The organism is Rhodococcus sp. KBW08 (assembly GCF_003852455.1).
In the GTDB taxonomy this organism is placed as follows: Bacteria; Actinomycetota; Actinomycetes; order Mycobacteriales; family Mycobacteriaceae; genus Rhodococcus_F; species Rhodococcus_F baikonurensis.
This window is the reverse complement of record NZ_QAJJ01000009.1, coordinates 376,734-393,195: the sequence shown is the minus strand read 5'-3', so window position 1 is coordinate 393,195 and position 16,462 is coordinate 376,734. Positions and strand designations below refer to the sequence as shown.

Annotated in this window: 14 protein-coding genes; 5 read left to right on the top strand and 9 right to left on the bottom strand. The window is 62.2% G+C overall.

The features are described from left to right. Window positions 1-6 precede the first annotated feature (6 nt). The 3 genes from DBV08_RS12655 to DBV08_RS12645 form a co-directional block, all read right to left on the bottom strand. Window positions 7-657, bottom strand: coding sequence for an LppP/LprE family lipoprotein (locus DBV08_RS12655; protein ID WP_124567637.1), 651 nt, complete (start codon window positions 655-657; stop codon window positions 7-9). A gap of 97 nt (window positions 658-754) precedes the next feature. Beyond that, complete coding sequence (locus DBV08_RS12650; RefSeq protein ID WP_124567636.1) at window positions 755-2,449, bottom strand: amidohydrolase; 1,695 nt, start codon at window positions 2,447-2,449, stop codon at window positions 755-757. Window positions 2,450-2,465: 16 nt separating this feature from the next. Beyond that, window positions 2,466-3,716, bottom strand: coding sequence for an MFS transporter (locus tag DBV08_RS12645; RefSeq protein WP_124567635.1), 1,251 nt, complete (start codon window positions 3,714-3,716; stop codon window positions 2,466-2,468). Between the two features lie 216 nt (window positions 3,717-3,932). Between DBV08_RS12645 and DBV08_RS12640 the strand changes: the two genes are divergently transcribed. Then, window positions 3,933-4,562 carry a TMEM175 family protein gene (locus DBV08_RS12640; protein WP_124567634.1) on the top strand — a complete coding sequence of 210 codons (630 nt, stop codon included), beginning with the start codon at window positions 3,933-3,935 and terminating at the stop codon, window positions 4,560-4,562. Here the strand turns inward: DBV08_RS12640 and DBV08_RS12635 are convergent. After that, window positions 4,559-5,137: an ABATE domain-containing protein gene (locus tag DBV08_RS12635; RefSeq protein ID WP_095968751.1), complete on the bottom strand. Its 579-nt coding sequence runs from the start codon at window positions 5,135-5,137 to the stop codon at window positions 4,559-4,561. The genes DBV08_RS12640 and DBV08_RS12635 overlap by 4 nt on opposite strands. Window positions 5,138-5,245: 108 nt before the next feature. On the opposite strand from DBV08_RS12635, the gene DBV08_RS12630 reads away from it, so the two are divergent. The 4 genes from DBV08_RS12630 to DBV08_RS12615 all read left to right on the top strand — a co-directional run bounded on the left by DBV08_RS12630 (window position 5,246) and on the right by DBV08_RS12615 (window position 10,387). Continuing rightward, window positions 5,246-6,148, top strand: coding sequence for an NAD(P)-dependent oxidoreductase (locus DBV08_RS12630; protein WP_095968752.1), 903 nt, complete (start codon window positions 5,246-5,248; stop codon window positions 6,146-6,148). Window positions 6,149-6,412: 264 nt separating this feature from the next. Next, window positions 6,413-7,321, top strand: coding sequence for an MFS transporter (locus tag DBV08_RS12625; protein ID WP_260395550.1), 909 nt, complete (start codon window positions 6,413-6,415; stop codon window positions 7,319-7,321). A gap of 12 nt (window positions 7,322-7,333) precedes the next feature. Next, on the top strand, window positions 7,334-7,849 hold the full coding sequence (locus tag DBV08_RS12620; protein ID WP_095968754.1) for a hypothetical protein: 516 nt from the start codon (window positions 7,334-7,336) through the stop codon (window positions 7,847-7,849). A 114-nt stretch (window positions 7,850-7,963) separates the two neighbouring features. Further along, window positions 7,964-10,387, top strand: coding sequence for an ATP-dependent Clp protease ATP-binding subunit (locus DBV08_RS12615; protein WP_124567633.1), 2,424 nt, complete (start codon window positions 7,964-7,966; stop codon window positions 10,385-10,387). Here the strand turns inward: DBV08_RS12615 and DBV08_RS12610 are convergent. From DBV08_RS12610 to DBV08_RS12590, 5 genes are all read right to left on the bottom strand, one after another. Continuing rightward, window positions 10,384-12,285, bottom strand: a complete 1,902-nt coding sequence (locus DBV08_RS12610; RefSeq protein ID WP_260395549.1) for an FAD/NAD(P)-binding domain-containing protein — start codon at window positions 12,283-12,285, stop codon at window positions 10,384-10,386. The two genes, DBV08_RS12615 and DBV08_RS12610, sit on opposite strands and share 4 nt — an antisense overlap. 176 nt (window positions 12,286-12,461) lie before the next feature. Continuing rightward, window positions 12,462-13,652: a fumarylacetoacetase gene (gene fahA, locus DBV08_RS12605; protein WP_124567632.1), complete on the bottom strand. Its 1,191-nt coding sequence runs from the start codon at window positions 13,650-13,652 to the stop codon at window positions 12,462-12,464. Beyond that, complete coding sequence (locus tag DBV08_RS12600; protein WP_124567631.1) at window positions 13,649-14,518, bottom strand: hypothetical protein; 870 nt, start codon at window positions 14,516-14,518, stop codon at window positions 13,649-13,651. The genes fahA and DBV08_RS12600 overlap by 4 nt, the downstream gene beginning before the upstream one ends. Then, window positions 14,515-15,714: a homogentisate 1,2-dioxygenase gene (locus DBV08_RS12595; protein WP_124567630.1), complete on the bottom strand. Its 1,200-nt coding sequence runs from the start codon at window positions 15,712-15,714 to the stop codon at window positions 14,515-14,517. The genes DBV08_RS12600 and DBV08_RS12595 overlap by 4 nt, the downstream gene beginning before the upstream one ends. A gap of 109 nt (window positions 15,715-15,823) precedes the next feature. Next, entirely contained in the window at window positions 15,824-16,375 is a 552-nt protein-coding gene (locus DBV08_RS12590; RefSeq protein ID WP_124567629.1) for a MarR family winged helix-turn-helix transcriptional regulator, read from the bottom strand. Window positions 16,376-16,462: the final 87 nt, after the last annotated feature.

Genomic DNA, 16,462 nt, shown 5'->3' with positions numbered 1-16,462 from the left:
GCAGGTTCAGGAGGGCGGGAACTGGCCGTCGGCAACCACGGCGCTGCCGTTCCACGTGAAGTTCACTATGTTCGGTCCGCCTTGGGGGCAGCAGAATGCATCGTCGTCCAGCAGCCAACGGTATTGGACGGATACCGAATCCTTGTTGCTGTCGATGACGTGTGTGTACGAGTACGGCTCGCTGGTAGCGGTGCCCAGGTATGTTCCGTCGTGGAAGAACAGGACGTGTGACTGATACGTCGCATCGCCCACGCCGTCACCATCGACCGAAACCCAGAGCAGGTCAGGACAATTACCGATCTGCTCCTCGCTCGCGGATCTCGGTATCCACTTGCCTCCGTTGATGTCGGTGCCCAGCGTGCCGATCGCGTCGGTGACGAGCGAGGAGTCGACGTCGAGACAGGGACCCGAGGCCGGGATTGCAGTCGTCGCTGACGAGCTTGTGCGGGTGTTCGATTGTGGCGGGGGAGAGCTCGTTACCGTCGTCTCGGGCTCGTTTGCCGTCGAGGTCGCCGACTCCGTTGAACTGGCTGCCGTGGAACTCGCCGCCGCTTCAGGTGTTCCTTCGGTCGACCCGCAACCGGCGACGATCAGGGCAGCGGTGGTTGCCAGGGCAGAGACAGTGACGGCGGCCGAAATCGGAGCTTTCCTGCGCATGTGTCCTCCAGAGTGTATGGGTTCACGAGTTCACGTCCCTCCTTCGTTCTGTCGCCGGGCCGCATGCGCGCGTTATCGAACAACTGGTAACGATCAGCTATCGGGTTTCGGTGTGCTGTGCTTCGGTGTGCTGTGCTTCGGTGTGCTGTGCTTCGGTCTTCTTTGCCCGGGTGGCGTCGTATCGCACGGATCCGGCAACCACGGTCATCGCGATTTCCGTGGTCAGAAGAGAATCGACCCCTTCGGTGAACGGATCTTGTTTCAATACGACGAAATCGGCAGCTTTTCCCCGAACCAGTTGGCCGGTCACATCTTCCCACCTGCACGAGTATGCAGCGTCGCGGGTTGCGTGAGCCAGCGCGTCCGCGAGGGGGAGAGCGTACCCCGGCAGGTTGGGTGCCAGCGACGGATCGATTGCGGATCGACGGGTGGTGGCGATGAACATGTTCGGCAGCGGCGGATGGGGCGCCGTCGGAGCGTCCGAACCCAACGCCAGAACCGCTCCGGCTTCGGTGAATTCAGGCCACGGGTACGCGCGATTCACCCGGTAGTCGCCGAGCATTGCCTGCCAGTTCTCTTGGATCGCAGGGTCAGCGTGAACCGGTTGCATCGACGCGATGATGCCAAGGCGGGCAAGCCTTTCGACGTTGTCCCGGGTGATCGACTCCAAGTGTTCCATTCGGTGCCTGCGGGGAATGTCTCCGTTGGCAGCGATCGCGTACTCGAGTGCCGTCAATCCGATCTCCGACGCCTCGTCGCCGATCGCGTGCATCGCGATCTGCAGGCCTGCGGCGTCTGCGGCCGTCACGACGGGGATCAACGACTCGAGATCCCAGATGGGCTCGGCGTTGGTGCCGTCCGAGTACGGCTCTTTCATTGCGGCCGTGCAGCTGTCGATCACACCGTCGATGATGATCTTGATTCCGGCGATACGGAGCCACGGACCTTGGACGCGCTCGTGAAGCTCGATCACGTCGTGAACTTGTCGGACGTTGTCGGCCTCGTTGTCCTCGCGGGTCATCAGCCAGTGAGCCGCGACGCGCAGTGGCAATGTGCCGTCTCCGGCGTCCAATGCTCTTTCCAGCGAGGCTAATTCGTCCGCGCCGAGAGCCATGTCGACCGCACCGGTCACGCCGTCCTCGAGATAGTGGCGGAACGCGAGCGCGAGGGCGGCGTCCCGGTCCTCGTCGGACGCGAGCTCCGCCAGTTTCGGCCAGACATAGAGCATCATGGCGGTCTCGTACAGCATTCCGGTGGCTTCTCCGGTGACCGGATCCCGGCCGATGCGACCTCCGATCGGGTCGGGAGTGTCCGCGTCGATGCCGAGTTCACGCAGTGCTGCAGTGTTCACCCAGACCGAATGTACGTCGTTGGCGTCGAGGTACACCGGACGATCGGGCACTACGGCGTCGATCATCTCTCGCGTCGGGTGTCCTCCATCCAGTGCGGAGAACAACCAACTGCGACCCAACAGGCGTGGTGCGTCCGGGTTCGATTCCGCGAATTGCTTGATGCTGGACTGAATGTCGGCGAGATCTGTGGCATCACGCAGATCCAACTTCTGCAGGGCGAATCCCATCATGACCAAATGTGTATGTGCGTCGACGAAACCGGGTAGCACGACGGCACCTTCGAGGTCGATCACCTCGGCGTCGGGAGCCAGGATTTCGGCATAGACGGTTTCGCCCACGAATCTGAGTTTGTGGTCCTCGACGACTATTGATTCGGCCCATCCGTCGTCGGCAGCCGTGAAGATCTTTCCGTTGCGGTAGTGAGTGATGCTGTCATTCATGACTTCTACGTGATCCTTACGCGATGACGGTAGTAGTGATGGCGGCGCTGTGGTGACGATACGCACCCTCGGTGCGTGCGGAGAGTCGGGAAACCAAGGCGAACGGGACCAAGAGAACGAAGCTGATCCCCGAGATGATGACTCCGAAGGTCGGATACCCGAGGCTCGCCGTCACCGAAGTTCCGAACAGCGGCGCGAACGCGGAGCCGATGAGGTAGGTGCCCAGTAGTGGGGCCGACCATCGGCCGGCCGCGTCGAGAGCGGCCGAGATGGCAACCAAGACGATGAACGTGGCCGCGTAGATAGTGTTCCATGCGATGACCAGTGCGAGGTAGATCGTGGGATCGGTGGTGAGGCCGGCAGACAGCTTCAGAATTGCCCCGAGTATCAGCAGCACGGAGATCGATATTGTCCGACTGACCCGAGAACCCAACGCGGTCAAGGTAACAGCCGCGAGCACACCACCTGCCGTCGATGCGCTCAGTGCGAGACTCATTTGTTGATCCGAGAGCCCGGCGTGCTCGGAACCCATGATGCCGAGTACTGCCCACAGCGAGTCCTCACTGATCGCCCAGACTGCAAGCATTGCGAGAAATGCGGTTCCGGCAAAAGTGAGTCGTTTTGCGCTGACCCCGGCGGGGAGAGTTGTGGTCGTCTTGGCGGACTTCGCCGTCTCCGGCGACTCTCTCACCGGGGACGACGGCAACCAGGTGACCGTTGCGGCGGTTGCCAGTGCCAGGACTGCGACGATGCCGAATGCGTTGGTCATGTGTGTGCCGAGGATGGGGATGAGGGCGAGGACGGCTGTGACGACGAGACGGTTCACGAGCCCGCTGATGCTCGATGCCCGGTCTGGGTTCGTGAGCGCGGCCAGTGCCGCTCCGCCAACGGACGCGGATCCACCAGCGCCGATGCCGCCGATGATGATCGCGGCGCACGCGATGACAGTGGACGGCGCGATGGCCGCAATGCCGAATGCGGCCGCCATCGCGATCAGGCTGACGCGGCCGAGGAGATGACGATGCCGACCCGATGCGATACGAGTGGTGGCGAGGCAGGTGAATGCGCAGACCAGCAGCGATGCGGTCAGGACGGCGCCGGCGGCGGATTCGGTGACACCGAGGTCCTCGACCATTGCCACGATCATCAGGGGGATGAGGTTCGCGGTGATGAACCCCATGACGCCGATGCTGAAGACAGCAATACCGCGGTTGGCGGTGAGCGGAACCCGGTCGGACTGCGTATTCGTCGAAGCGTTGATCGGCACTAGGGCAACCCCATGTCCTGAAGGGGGTGGCAGTACCGACCCCTGGTGGCGTGATGCGAGTCACTTAATGAATGTGATTCGTTAAGTATGGGGATGGGTTCCGTCAGGGTCAAGGGATCTAACGAATTTGATTCGTTAATTGTATGTTTCCGGATACCCGCTCCCGCAAAGTGGCGTCGCCGGTCTGTTTCCTGTTGTGAGGCTTATGCTTCCGCAATGGCTGAGATTGCGGAACGAACCCGCTACTTCGAGCGCTACGTCACTTTCGTCGACGCGATTGTCGCCATCGCGATCACGCTGCTCGTGCTTCCGCTGGTCGAGTTGACCAGCGACCACCACGGCACCACGTCGGAACTGCTGGGCGATCATGCTGCGCAGTTCTACTCGTTCGCTCTGAGCTTTCTGGTGATCTTCCGTCTTTGGTGGTCGCAGCATCGACTGCTTCGTTTTGTGATCGACGGAGACAAGGTGGTCGTGCGCGGACTGGGGTTGTGGGTGATGACCATCGTGTTCTTGCCCTTCCCTACGGCGCTGGTTGCAGCGCCGTCACAAGATCTCGGAACCAGGGCTCTCTACATCGGGACAATGGCAGCCAGTGCTGCGTGCCTCGCGGTGGTCGCGTGGGGTCTGGTTCGCAACCCGTCGTTGAGTGAAGAGAATGCGAAGCCGCATTTCACCGCTGAAATCGTCACTTTCCTGATCATGGTGGTGGCACTGCTCGTCAGTGTGCTCGTTCCGGTGACGTCGTACTTCCCGCTGCTTCTTCTCCTGCTGTCGACGCCCATCGAGAAGCTGTGGGATCGGGCGGCGGCGAAATGGAGTGGCCGTGAAGGTGAGATGAGCTAGTCGGCGCGAGCGGTCATCGCGGATTTCTTGGCTTTGTTTCCGCAGATGTTCATCGAGCACCAGCGTCGGTTGTTGCCACGACTGGTGTCGACGTAGAGGCCGGTGCACCCGTCGCCCTGGCAGGCTTTGACGCGGTCGCGGTCGGGTCCACCGAGTACCGCGATTGCGTCGGCAGCCACTATCGACAAACCGTCGCGGATCGGATTGTCTCCGGCTGATTTCCAGAGGGCTCGGCCACTCTCGAGGACGAGGTGGGCATCACCGAGTTCGGATGCGGTGTTGACGATCCCGACATCTGCGCGTGAGGCGCGGCGGTCCTCGCACACGGCGGTTCCGATGCGATGAATGGCCTCGCGTAAATCCCGTGCGCCGCGGAGGTCGTCTTCTGTCGCGGTTGCTGGGGTGTCCATCAGATCGTTGGCGCGTAACCATAATTCGAGTCGCTGCGGGCTCGTGAGTCGTTCGAACCTCGAGCCGTTCCGGTTGGTGAGGGTGGCGGTGAAGCGGAAGGCGAGCGTGTCGTTGTCGAGTCGAAACACGTCCCGAGCGGATTGATCAGCTCCTGCTTCGTTCACTTTCGTCCTCCTTTGTGGCGAACCATCTCAACCGGTTCGACAGCAACTGTACCCGTGTGAGAGTGTTGAACCGTCTTAGGTGGTTCAACATTTTCGAGAGGGAAATCCATGACTTCTGTTTCCGTGGTCGGTCTGGGTGCGATGGGTCGTCCCATCGCTCGAAATCTGATGGGTGCAGGCTTCGACGTGACGGTGTGGAATCGCAGCCCTGAAGCGGTAGCCGAACTGGTCGCGGAAGGGGCGACCGGCGCGAAAACCGTTGCCGAGGCATTCCAGTCCGGCGTTGTACTGTCGATGTTGGCGGATGATTCGGCCGTGTCTGCGGCCATTCTGGATCCCGCCGTACTCACATCCGTTCCGAGTGGAACCGTGCACGTCAACATGGCCACCGTCAGCGTCGGCCTTGCCAAGCGCGCCGCCGCACTGCACGCCGAGTACGGCATCGGGTACATCGCGGCGCCGGTATTCGGACGCGTTTCTGTTGCTCAGGCTGGCCAGTTGAACATCATCGCCGGCGGCGACAGTTCCCTCCTCGAGCGAGTGCAGCCCTTCCTCGACGTCATCGGGGCTCGCACGTGGCCACAAGGTGAGCGTCCGGAGCAGGCCAACATCGTCAAGATCATCGGTAACTACCTCATCCTCTCCGCGATTCAATCCTTGGGTGAGGCAATCACATTGGGGGAGAGGTCAGGTGTGGACGGAAGCCAACTCGTAGAACTGCTGACCTCGACGATCTTCCCCGGGCCGGTCTACTCCAGCTACGGAAACCTCGTCGCGACGCGTCAGTACGAGCCGGCAGGATTCACCACCGCTCTTGGCCTCAAGGATTTGAGGCTTGCGCTCGACGCCGCCGACAGCGTCGATCTGGACTTGCCGTTCGGTGGCGTACTTCGGGGCGTGCTTGCTCAGGCTCTGGCGAACGGTCAGGGCGAGATGGACTGGGCGTCGATTGCAGAACTGGTCCGTTCCGGCCAGTCGGGTGAAGGCAGTCCCGAAACACCGACGAGGTGAGCGCAAACTCGGACGGGACTGCGACTTCGGCACTGGCGGAGACCGATTCCGTCCGAGCGCTACCGTTGGCCGGGTTGTCGGCACTCGCGATGGCAGGTTTCATCGCGATCACAACCGAAACCATGCCGGCCGGACTACTGGTGCAGATCGGGTCAGGACTGTCCGTATCTGTCTCCGGCGCCGGGCAATTGGTCACTGCATACGCGTTGGGCTCCGTCGTCGGGGCGGTACCACTGATCGCATTGACCCGAGGATTGCGACGACGTGCTGTCCTGGTGTCGGCGACTGTTGGATTCGCTGTCGTCGAATCTTGTTCTCACCTTGGGTGTTCGGTTTCTGGCGGGCATGGCAGCAGGTGTGGTGTGGGGGTTGCTTGCCGGGTACGCACGCAGGATGGCGCCCCCTCGTCTGCAGGGGCGGGCCGTTGCGGTTGCCTCCGTCGGACAGCCGATCGCGCTGGCTATCGGCGTTCCGATGGGGGCATGGCTCGGGACCTTGGCCGATTGGCGTGTCGTCTTCGCCGTGATGTCGGTTGCTGCGCTACTTCTGGTCGTGTGGATACTCACGGTGATGCCGGACTTTCCCGGGCAACACGCGGATCGACAGCTGTCGGTGCGGAAAGTCCTGGTCCTGCCAGGCGTACGACCGATTCTGCTTGTCGCGTTCTTGTGGATCCTCGCGCACAACATCGTGTACACGTATCTGGCGGCGTTTCTGGATCGCATCGGTTTCGGCGATCGGTTGGGGACCGTGTTGTTCGTGTTCGGACTTTTCGCCTTCGCGGGCATCGGTGTGGTCGGGGTGTTCGTCGACCGGGCGCTTCGAAGGCTCACCGTCCTGAGCTTGGTGGTCTTTGCAGCAGCTTTGACCGGCTTGGGCGTCGGCGGTGACAGCTTCGCAGTGATCGCACTCAGCGTCGCGGTGTGGGGCGTGGCATTCGGAGGTGCTCCCACTCTCCTTCAGACTGCGCTCGCGGATACGACGGGCGACGCTGTGGACACTGCGCAATCGGTATTCGTGACGATCTTCAATTCGGCGATCGCAGCGGGCGGCGTCGTGGGCGGGCTGATCTTGGCGGACAGAGATGCGGGAGCGTTGCCGTTGGTGGCGCTGGTGCTGATCGTCGTCGGTGTTCTTGTGGTCAGTATCCGACAATTCGGACATAGCTTGTGATTCACTTCACGCATGCGAAAGTCATTGCTGGTGGTTGCTCTCGTTGCTACGTGGTTTGTCGCCGGGGCGATGCCCGCGGGGGCTGCGGATGCGAATTGGTCCGGTGATTACTCGCTCAAGCGCTTCGCCGCGACCAAGACGGGTACGAGTCTGGCCGCCAGCCAGTGGGAGCCGGATTTCTCCGATACATACACGTTCGAGACGGACTGCTCGGGCGGAGTTTGTGTTGCCACCGTGGTCGGCGGGCCGGCTCCCGCCAATCCGACTTTGCCGCAGCCGGCTCGATACACCTGGGACGGAACCAGTTGGGTGCATCCGTATGACTGGGAGTGGGATTGCTACCAGGGTGAGGGAATGCCGAAGGTGTGGGCGCCGGCGCACTCGGACGCGTACTACACACCGCAGCCCGATGGCAGTCTGAAAGGTTCGTGGCGGACCGACATCAAGAGTGGTCCCTGCGAGGGATCGGTGATCATGCACATCGAGGCGTACCCGGTAGGTCGTTCTACCGGATCTTTCGGTAGTTGAGAACGATCGTCCGTCTGAAGGCGTTGAAACAAATCTGAGCCCTCGGGAATTGATCGGGCCCCATGCACGTTAATTGAGTCAGTAACGCTCAACTTTCTGCAAGGAGGCTTCGGAATGCCAGCATTCTTCGGGCCCGAGGGTCCCGGTCGCATCGATATTTCCCGGCTCATGAGCAGGGCCACCCAGCAACTCATGGCTGACGCTGCACGCGTAGCGGCTGCTCGCGGTGATTCGGATCTCGATGCACTGCACGTTCTCCGCGTCATGGCGGAGCAGGATCCGGTCCGCACGCTCATGCAGCGCGCCGGAGCCGACCCGAAATCCGTGGTCGACGCCGTCGACCTGCGGCTACCACAGGGCCGTGAGCAGGGCGCATACTCCGCTCCCGCGCTCAGCAGCGCCGTCAAAACGGCTCTCCTCGAGGCGCATCAACTGGCCCGAGCCCTGGGATCGACGTACATCGACCCCGAACATCTCTTCATCGCACTAGCCGGTGACCCCGATCATGTTCCGGGTCGTCTGCTCGCTTCGGCCGGTATCACGCCGGAGAAGCTGCAGGCCGCGGTTCAGAATCCCGCGTCCGGTCCAGTCGAAGACGAGTCCAGCACCCCGACGCTCGACAAGTACGGCGTCGATCTGACCGATCGTGCCCGCAACGGCGGCGTCGATCCGGTGATCGGCCGTGCCGACGAGATCGAACAGACCATCGAGATCCTCTCCCGCCGCACCAAGAACAACCCGGTCCTGGTGGGTGAGGCCGGCGTCGGCAAAACTGCCATCGTCGAAGGATTGGCGCAGCGCATCGTCGACGGGGACGTGCCGGAATCGTTGGTGGGTAAGAAGATCGTCCAGCTCGAACTCTCGAGCATGGTCTCGGGTACCCGCTACCGCGGCGACTTCGAGGAACGGCTCACCAAGGTGATCGACGAGATCACCGCACACAAGGACGAGCTGATCGTCTTCATCGACGAGATGCACACCATCGCAGGTGCCGGCGGCGGAGCCGAAGGCGCGATGGATGCCGGAAACATCCTCAAGCCCAAGCTCGCTCGCGGTGAACTGCACATCGTCGGTGCCACCACGCTCGACGAATACCGCAAGAACATCGAGAAGGATCCCGCGCTCGAACGGCGCTTCCAGCCGGTACAGGTCGGTGAGCCGTCGATCGAGGACGCGATCGCCATCTTGAGTGGATTGCGCAGTCGCTACGAGGATCACCACAAGGTCCACTACACCGACGAGGCGATCACCGCTGCGGTGGAGCTGTCGGCACGTTACATCGGCGACAGGTTCCTGCCGGACAAGGCAATCGACCTGATCGACCAGGCCGGTGCCAGGCTCCGTCTGAAGACGGCCACGGTAGACACCGCTGCCCTGCAGCAGCGTCTCGAGCAGCTCGAGAGCGACAAGGAAAAAGCCGTCGCCGACGAGTTGTACGAGAAGGCGTCGACCTTGCGTGACGAGATCAACGGCGTCGCAAAGCGTCTCGAGAAGGCAGGATCCTCTGTTCCTTCCGAGGAAACTCCGGACGTGACCGCTGAACAGATCGCCGACGTTGTCGCTCGTGCAACGGGTATTCCGGCCAGCCAGATGACTCAGGCAGAGAAAGATCGTCTGCGCCGTCTGGAAGAGGAACTGCACGGTCGTGTCATCGGACAGGACGACGCCGTCCGCGCCATCGCGCGCGCCGTGCGTCGTAGTCGGACCGGAATGAGTGATCCGGATCGTCCCGTCGGCAGCTTCCTGTTCCTCGGGCCTACCGGTGTCGGCAAGACGGAGCTCGCAAAAGCTCTGGCTGCCACACTCTTCGGTGACGAGAACAAGATGCTGCGTTTCGACATGAGTGAGTTCGGGGAACGCCACACGGTCAGCCGACTGGTCGGTGCCCCTCCCGGATACGTCGGCTACGGCGAGGCGGGACAGCTCACGGAGCAGGTGCGTCGTAACCCGTACTCGGTGATCCTTCTCGACGAGATCGAAAAGGCACACCCGGACGTGTTCAACACCTTGCTCCAGGTGCTCGACGACGGGCGTCTGACCGACGGCCAGGGGCGCACGGTGGACTTCAAGAACACCGTCGTGATCATGACCAGCAACCTCGGCTCCGACATCATCTCGAGCAAGTCCGGTGGACTCGGCTTCACCACAGGCGATGCAGAGTCGGCGGAGAAGCCGCTGCGCGACCGCGTGATGGCCAGGTTGCGCGAATCGATGCGGCCGGAGTTCCTCAACCGTATCGACGAGATCGTGATCTTCCGCAAGCTCGACACCGAGCAACTGCACCGGATCACTGATCTGCTGCTCGACGACAGTCGGAAGCGGTTGCAGTCCAAGGGCATCGACATCGAGTTCACCGCCGACGCAGTGGACTGGATCGCCGAGCACGGGCATCAACCCGAGTTCGGGGCTCGCCCGTTGCGTCGTTCGATCCAGCGTGTGGTCGACGACAAGATCGCCGACATGCTGCTCGACGATCTCCTCGAAGAGGGCGGCAGCATCACCGTCGCGGTTGACGAGGGTGAGTTGGTGTTCAGCTAAGAGGGGCACAGGCGCGCAGCGCCCAAAATCTCCGCCGCCAAGGCGTCGTTGTGCCGGAAAAACCCCGCATTGGTGCGCGGGCGAGGGAACGCCGCCGACCAGTTGTGGCCCGCAACCCACGGCCCGGCAGCAAAACGGCGAGGATGACTGGTGTTGTCCTGATGCAGAATTCGCGATGTGCCGTCGACCGCGAGCTTCGCAGAACTGTCGGCGGTGGCACGAAGTTCGACTGCCTCGCCCCGGCCGTGAAGTGTCCGCAGGAGCGCGTCGCCGCTCGCACTGATGGAAGCGACCGGCAATCGTGCCTCGACGAGGGTGTTCGCGGCCACGATATCGGTGTGAGACGCACTGCGGGCTACAAAGATCCCGACTCCCGTTGCCGGATCGATCTCGGTGGAGAACACTGAATCCGGCCCCAGGAATTGCACGATGCCGGCCTCGTTGAGGGCGGTCAACTGTTCCAGACGCTCGGGTGGCGGACCACTGGCAATGAAGCTGAAGAACGAATGCAGCCAACCCTCGACGTCCTTGGCGACGGATTCGGCCGGGATTCTGCCGCGCCGCAACAATTCTCCGACGGTCATGTACGTCGACAGCAACGCTGAGAAGACAGCTGCGTCGGCACTGAAATACGGGTCCGACCGGCGTGCGACGTCTGCCGAGATGTATTCGGTGATCCTGAGTTGGACGTCGGCGAGTCCGTCGTAGCGCTCACCGCCGAGCGGGCGGTTCAGTCGCTCGAGATCGATACGGTCTTCCGGTTTCGGAACTGCGTTCTCGACCAGTTCCTGCAATCGAGGCGATCCCCAAGCCAGCGAGGCGAATTCGGCGTCGAACTCCTCCCAGGTACCCACCGTTCGATCCGGGTGCGACGCGAACAGTTCGTGATAGTGGGCGCCTGCCAGTTCTTTCGACGCCAAGGGCCAGATGTCGTTTCGGAAATCCAACGGTCCGTCGCCGGGCACAAGATCAGCAGTGAAGAACCGCGGTAGCGGTGGCCGCGCGTCAGCGATCGAGTACGAAATCTTGGAGTGATACGGCACGCCGCGACGAGATCCGGCATACAACAGGGGTTCTCGACCCGAGGGAGCGTAAGTCAGGACGCCGTCTTCACCGCGTTCGAAGATGCCGCCACGGCTCTCGGCGAGGAGAACCATCCAGTCGATGAAAGCCAGCCCGAGTCCGGCGATCAGAACCGGTTCGCGTTCGGGAATGACATCGGCGTCGAGGTCGGCGGTGTATCCCGGACCTACGTAGGTCAACCCGTGGTCGGACGCAAAGCTGCTCAGCGCGGTTTCACGCGGAGCAGCCAACGCATCGGGGTGCCCCTGTGCGAGGAGGACGGCCGTCGCGTCGATGACAACTCCGTCGTCCAGATGAACCTTCTGCATCTTGCCGACGTTCACGATGTCGACCACGGATCGTCGATGAACCTGAACGTCGACGTGCGCTGGCGCAGAGTCGACTGCAGTCTCGAACACCCAGTTCAGGTATCGGCTCTGCAATGACCTCGATGCGAACGACGACGGCGTGACAGTCGGAACTTCTGCCGCGATCTCGGGCAATTCGGCAAGCTCAGCCGCGTTCTCGGCGACCCATTCCGCGAGCGTCGGGCCGGGTACTACCGGACCGGTGACCGCGGTGGTGTCGTCGGTGAACATCGTGACGTCAGCGGTTGTCGAATTCATCCACAGGAGCGGCGCCTGGCTGCCTCGCCAAATGCGGCCGGCGCCTGCCGGATACGGGTCGACGACGTGAATGTCGATCGGTGCGGGGTCAGTGTTCACCGATTCGTGAGCGAGGATCCGTTCGAGTACACCGGTACCACGGGGACCACCGCCCACGATCACGATGACAGCAGGTGTCCCCACCGAGGTACGGGGTCGATCGCCTGGCACGAGTCCTCCATCGGACCTGGCGGAAAGCACCCGCACCTCAGTAGAGGGGGTTGCTGCGACGTCAGGGAGCCAGGACTCTCGATCGCTCTGGATGGTTAGTCCAGCTTATCTTCGGAGAATCGTGAGGCAAGGAATTCCGGACATCAGATCAGCGTGAATCAAACAGTTGTCAATCGTTATCTTCCAGTTTGCGTTGCCGGCAGGATCCGCGCGTGAACATTGCCGAAGCCGATGCGTGAACCGCCGACCCCGGGAGCGGTGGCCGAGATGGAGATGGTGTCGCCGTCCTCGAGGAACGTGCGAGTCTCGGAGCCAACTGCAACGGGTTCTTTTCCGCCCCAGGTCAGTTCGATGAAGGCGCCGCGCTGATCCTTGTCCGGCCCGGAAATGGTTCCGGACGCAAAGAGATCGCCCGTGCTCGCCGCTGCGCCGTTGATGGTGGTGTGCGCGAGCATCTGCGCGGGCGACCAGTACATCTGGGCGTACGGAGGTCGCGAAACGACGTGGCCGTTCCACTCCACGGCCAGATCTATGTCCAGGCCCCACTTCTCTTCACCGCGCAGGTAGGAAAGCGGTTCGGGATCCTGCACTGGAGTGTCGATTCGGGCTGCTTCGAGCGCGAGCAACGGAACAACCCACGGAGAGATGGACGTCGCGAAACTCTTCCCCAGATTCGGACCGAGGGGCACGTACTCCCACGCCTGGATGTCTCGGGCAGACCAGTCGTTCACGACGACGGCGCCGAAGACGTGCTCGGCAAATTCGTCCGGGGTGATGGAATCGCCCATCTTCGAGGGAGTTCCGACGATGAATCCCATCTCGGCTTCGATGTCGAGGCGACGCGAAGGTCCGAAGTCCGGGCTTTCCTGATCGGGTGCCTTCCGCTGTCCGCAGGGGCGAACGATACCGGTGCCGGAGACGACGATGGTGCTCGACCGTCCGTGGTATCCGACGGGAAGGTGCTTCCAATTCGGCATCAAGGGGGCGGCGTCCGGGCGGAACAACCGTCCGAGGTTGGTTGCGTGATTCTCCGAGGCGTAGAAGTCGACGTAGTCGGCCACCGCGATCGGCAAGTGCAGGGTCACCGAGTCGACGGAAAACACGGCATCCGAGTCTATTTCGCCGGTCACGAGCTCCGTGATCCGGTTCCGCACCGAAACCCACTGATCTCGGCCCTGAGCCATGAATGCATTCAGGGTTGGTTCGGCGAAGACGGAATCACCCAGTGTCGCTGCGAGATCGACGACCGAGTCGGCGACCCGCACGCCGACGCGTGGTGACCCGCCTGCGGGGGAGAAGACCCCGTACGGCAGATTGTCGAGACCGAACAGTGAGTCGGCGGGAATGTCGATGGTCGTGACGGTCATACGAGAGTTCCTTCGGTTTTGTCGGAGCGGACGATCAATCCGAGGCCTTCCAGCTCGGTCAGAGGGTCCGAGATGCTGCAGGTACCGAACGAGAGGAATCGGCGACGCACCTCGCCTGCCTCGTCTTCGGTCAGGTCGGCCAGTGCCCGTGCGATCGACTCGCCATCGCGCTGCGCCAGTGCAGCAACAACTTCAGAACGATCGGCGCCCCGCCTCGCAGCGTCGACGGCCACCATGATGTTGAGGAAGCCGTGCTGTTCGAAGCCTGTCTCGGGATCGGTGTTGCGCACACCGTGGTGCAGTCCCGCAGTCGCCTTGAACGGGATATTCGCTCGGACGACGGAAATCAGCGCATCGGCGAGTTCGTCCTCGTTCGGGTACGCCTCGGCGACAATGCCTCCGGTGCGAAACTTCGCGGAATACCCTGCGGTTTCGAGAGCCGTGAGATAGTCGGCGCGCCGGCCGCCTCGGGGCACCTCGACAAAAATAGCGACGTCGGGATGAGCGGCATGGACACGGGCGAGCTCCGCGAACGCGGCATCGGTCTCCAGCCCGTCAGGAATTCCCACTTCGACGGCGGTGACGCGAACGCCGGGGATGGCGAGCGCGTTCGACAGCGCGGCCGCGGTATCGGCTGGACCGGCCGGCACGGTCAGGCTCAGCGTCACTGGGCTGTCCGCTGAGACGTACTCAGCCAGTTCGCTCAGTCGAGGCGCGGGGAATACGAAGGGCCCCACCAGTGCGTCGTAATCTGCCTGCAGGTAGGCGGCGTGGGCCGGAACTGCCTCGGCCAGAGGGGCATTGCCGGGTGGGAAGAGTGCTGCGTCGTCGCACAGGCCGCTCAGGAGGGCAGAGACGATTGTCATTGCTGCGGCCCCCGCCCCGCCCAACTCCACGCGTAGGCTTCGTCTTCGCACGCCAAGGCTCCCTCACCCAATTCGAGCGGCCGGAACGTATCGACCATCACGGCCAACTCGTCGAAGAACTCGGCGCCGATGCTTCGCTCGTACGCTCCGGGTTGTGGGCCGTGGGCGTGGCCACCGGGATGAATCGAAATCGAACCCTGTCCGATGCCGGAACCCTTACGGGCCTCGTAATCACCGCCGCAGTAGAACATGATCTCGTCGGAGTCGACGTTGGAGTGGTAGTACGGCACCGGGATCGACAGGGGGTGGTAGTCGACCTTGCGAGGCACGAAGTTGCAGATCACGAAGTTGTTCCCCTCGAAGGCCTGGTGCGCCGGCGGCGGCTGGTGAACACGGCCCGTGATCGGCTCGTAGTCGGAGATGTTGAAGGTGTACGGGTACAGGCATCCGTCCCAACCGACGACATCGAAAGGGTGCGTGGGATAAACCATTCGGGTGCCGACGATGCCCGCCGACGTACGGTGCTTGACCAGTACCTCGATGTCGGTGCCTTCGGCGATCATGGGCGCGGTCGGTCCGTGCAGGTCTCGTTCACAGAACGGTGCGTTCTCGAGTAGCTGGCCGAAGCGGGACAGATAGCGCTTGGGCGGGACGATGTGACTGTTCGCTTCGATGGTGTAGCCGCGAAGTGGTTTGTCACCCTTGGGGATCCATCGATGCGTTGTGGACATCGGGATCAGGACGTAGTCACCTTCACGGGCCTCGAGTGTGCCGAAGACAGTTTCGACGGTCGCCTCGCCAGATTCGATGTAGACCATCTCGTCGCCGATTGCGTTGCGGTACAGGGGAGATGGCGCTGCCGCAACGACGTAGGACAGGCGCACGTCGGCATTGCCGAGGACGAGACGACGGCCCGTTACCACGTCGGTCTCGTTCCAGGTGCTTTCGGGAAACAGTGTGTGGAGTTTCAGATGGCGCGGTTTGAGGGGATGGTTGGGGGTTGTGCTCTGATCGCGCAGTTCCCAGACTGTTGCGTCGACGATGGCCGACGGGATCTCGCGGTGGTAGAGCAACGAAGAATCCGAGGAGAAACCTTCCTCGCCCATCAGCTCTTCGTAGTAGAGGTTGCCGGACTCGTCACGGTGTTGGGTGTGACGCTTCGGTGGGATGTTGCCGAGTTGTCGATAGAACGCCATGACGGGGCTCCTTCTGTGCTGTTCTGCCTGGCTCACCTCCACCAGATAGTAAATACATTAACTAAAATGATGTGATGGGCGCAACCCTCCAGGGGGGTTCGGGTCTATGTCAGTTACGTCCGCGCACGTCGAACTGGCTGCGGTTGGTGATCAGTTTGTCCAGGAGCATGACAAGGATGCGCTGTTCGGCCTCGCTCAGGACGCTGACCCAGGCGTGTTCGCGTTCGTTCTGCTCGCGAAACGCTTCGACCATGGCTTCTCGGCCTTTGTCGGTCAGGTACAGCTGGACTGAGCGTCCGTCGTTCTCGGTGGGGCGGCGATCGATCAGCCCATCTGCCAGTAGCGACTTGGACAGATTGGAGACGGCGGCCCGGCTCATCCCGGTGAGTTCGGCGGCAGCCTTCGGCTCGATCGGACCGGCCAGCCAGGTGACGAACAACAGTCGGAACGACGACCATGACCAGCCGCGAGGACGGTGGATCGACGACTCGAGATCGTAGGTGACCACGTTCGAGGCCCGATTGAGCGTCAAGAGCACCTCGGTGGCCAGCTGGTCGCGAAAGCCGTGTTCGGTGGCCAGTCGTTTGTTGGCCAGTTCGATGAACGACCAGAAGTTGAGCTCGCCGACGGTTGGTTGGTCATCGGTTGTTCGCTCATTCATGGCCTAACCCTAGCGTGGCTCACGGTTGATAAATGTGTGTACTAGATTGTGGATGTTCTCGCGAAACTTGGAAACCCGGCAATTCGG

Excerpts from the sequence above, each read along its gene's own strand:
- DBV08_RS12590 (WP_124567629.1), bottom strand. The coding sequence starts at position 16,375 with ATGAATGAGCGAACAACCGATGACCAACCAACCGTCGGCGAGCTCAAC.
- DBV08_RS12640 (WP_124567634.1), top strand. The coding sequence starts at position 3,933 with ATGGCTGAGATTGCGGAACGAACCCGCTACTTCGAGCGCTACGTCACT.
- DBV08_RS12630 (WP_095968752.1), top strand. The coding sequence starts at position 5,246 with ATGACTTCTGTTTCCGTGGTCGGTCTGGGTGCGATGGGTCGTCCCATC.
- DBV08_RS12620 (WP_095968754.1), top strand. The coding sequence starts at position 7,334 with ATGCGAAAGTCATTGCTGGTGGTTGCTCTCGTTGCTACGTGGTTTGTC.
- DBV08_RS12655 (WP_124567637.1), bottom strand. The coding sequence starts at position 657 with ATGCGCAGGAAAGCTCCGATTTCGGCCGCCGTCACTGTCTCTGCCCTG.
- fahA (WP_124567632.1), bottom strand. The coding sequence starts at position 13,652 with ATGACCGTCACGACCATCGACATTCCCGCCGACTCACTGTTCGGTCTC.
- DBV08_RS12615 (WP_124567633.1), top strand. The coding sequence starts at position 7,964 with ATGCCAGCATTCTTCGGGCCCGAGGGTCCCGGTCGCATCGATATTTCC.
- DBV08_RS12650 (WP_124567636.1), bottom strand. The coding sequence starts at position 2,449 with ATGAATGACAGCATCACTCACTACCGCAACGGAAAGATCTTCACGGCT.
- DBV08_RS12600 (WP_124567631.1), bottom strand. The coding sequence starts at position 14,518 with ATGACAATCGTCTCTGCCCTCCTGAGCGGCCTGTGCGACGACGCAGCA.
- DBV08_RS12595 (WP_124567630.1), bottom strand. The coding sequence starts at position 15,714 with ATGGCGTTCTATCGACAACTCGGCAACATCCCACCGAAGCGTCACACC.